Source organism: Alienimonas sp. DA493 (assembly GCF_043951915.1).
Classification (GTDB): Bacteria; Planctomycetota; Planctomycetia; order Planctomycetales; family Planctomycetaceae; genus Alienimonas.
Window position 1 is genome coordinate 1 of sequence record NZ_JBINJD010000307.1, and the last position, 1,907, is coordinate 1,907.

Below are 1,907 nucleotides of genomic sequence, written 5' to 3' on the forward strand. Positions count from 1 at the left end.
CCGCACGATCGTCGAGCAGATTCGCGCCCTGCGGGAGGCCCGGGATCGGCTGGAGGACCGCGTCGCCGACCGCACCCGCGAGCTGGAGCGCGCCAACGAGGCCCTGCACACAGAGCACCGCGAACGCCTGCGGGCCGAGGAGAAACAGCGGGAACTGCTCCGCGAGTACGCCCGCGTCAGCCGGGCGCACTCCGTGGGGCAGACGGCCTCCGGGCTGGCCCACGAATTGAACCAGCCGCTCGGCGCCGTGGCGAACTACGTGGAGGGCTGCCTCGTCCGGCTGGAACGCGGGGCGCCGGCACGCGGCGACGGGGCGCCGGACGAGTTGGCGACGGACGAGTTGGCGGCGGCGCTGGGCAAGGCGCGGGACGCGGCGCTGCGGGCGGGGGCGATCGTCGCCCGCATCCGCCGCCTCGCCGCCCGCGGCGCCCCGGAGTTCCTCCCGGTGGACGCCGCGGCGCTGGTGCGGGAGGTGGCGGAGTTCATGGACGAGGAGGCCCGCCGCCGCGGCGTGCGGCTGGAGGTCCGTCTCGACCCCGCCGCCCCCGCGGGGGAGCCGCCCGGCCGGGCGACCGCCGCGGCCGCCGGAACGGCACGGGATTTGATCGTGGTCACCGGGGATCGCGTCCAGCTTCAGCAGGTTTTGACCAACTTCCTCACCAACGCCTTCGACGCCGTCGCCGCCGCCGCGCCGCCTCAACCGCGGGTCGCGCTGGGGCTCTGCGTCTCCGGCGAGGGGCGGGTGGAACTTTTCGTGGAGGACAACGGCGACGGCCTGCCGCCGGGCGCCGCCGATCGGGTGTTTGACGCATTTTACAGCGGCCGTGCCCACGGAACGGGCATTGGGCTGGCGATCGCCCGCTCGATTGCCGAGGCTCATGGAGGGGCCCTTTCAGTCCGCTCTGAACCCGGGGCGGGGGCCCGCTTCGCTTTGTCGCTGCCCGCGTCCCGCACTGACGCTTCCTCCCTCGCCGCCCCGCCCCCGTGACGACCCTCGGCGACTCGGCGTCCGATGACTCGGCTCCAAACGGCTCGCCCCCGGACGGCTCGCCCCCGGACGGCTCGCCCTCGAACGGCTCGGCGCCCGCGCCGACGGTCCACATCGTGGACGACGACGCGGAGATGCGGGACTCGCTGCGGTGGCTGATCGAAAGCGTGGGCATGCGGGCCCGCTGCTACGGCTCCGGGGCGGAGTTCCTCCAGCGCTGCCGCGAGGAGCGGCTCGGGGAGGAGGGGCCGGGCTGTTTGGTCTCCGACGTGCGCATGCCGCGGATGAGCGGCCTGGACATGTACGAGGCGTACAAGGCCGAGGGGGGCGAACTGCCGGTCATCTTCATCACCGCCCACGCCGACGTGCCGATGGCCGTGCGGGCGCTGCAGAGCGGAGCGGCGGAGTTCGTGGAGAAGCCGTTCAACCGGCACGCCCTGTTGGAACGGGTGCAGCGGGCCGTCCGCCGCGACGCCCGCCGCCGCGAACAGGAACGGGCGCTCAAGGAGCTGGACCGTCGCTTCGCCGCCCTCACCGACCGCGAGCGCCTGGTGCTGCAGGGGCTCAAACGCGGCCTGCCCAACCGCGAGATCGCGGAGCAGGCCGAGGTCACCGTGCGGGCGGTGGAGATGCGGCGGAGCGGGTTGATGAAGAAGCTCGGCGCCGCCTCGCTGGCCGACCTGCTGCGGCTGGCCTGGTGCGTCGAAACCCGCACCCCGCCCGAAGAGCCGGGGGAGTAGCGGCGCTCGGCGGCGGGGACCGGCGTCGCCTCTGATCCTTACGGCCGCTCGGGATCTGGCCGGATATGCGGGCGGGGCGACCTCGAAAGGGGCGATTCAGCGCCGGGGCCGGCGATTCCCCTTGCGAGCCGCCCGCGGGGCCGGCCGATACCTCGGGACGTTCCCCACCCCGCCGTGGG

At 74.4% G+C, this 1,907-nt stretch carries 2 protein-coding genes; both read left to right on the forward strand.

Features of this window, described 5'->3' with window-relative positions:
* The coding region (locus tag ACG2DA_RS22625; protein ID WP_395258939.1) for a sensor histidine kinase at window positions 1–988 on the forward strand (988 nt) is incomplete at its 5' end.
* A gap of 116 nt (window positions 989–1,104) precedes the next feature.
* On the forward strand, window positions 1,105–1,728 hold the full coding sequence (locus tag ACG2DA_RS22630) for a response regulator transcription factor (protein WP_395258941.1): 624 nt from the start codon (window positions 1,105–1,107) through the stop codon (window positions 1,726–1,728).
* The last annotated feature ends 179 nt before the right edge of the window (window positions 1,729–1,907 follow it).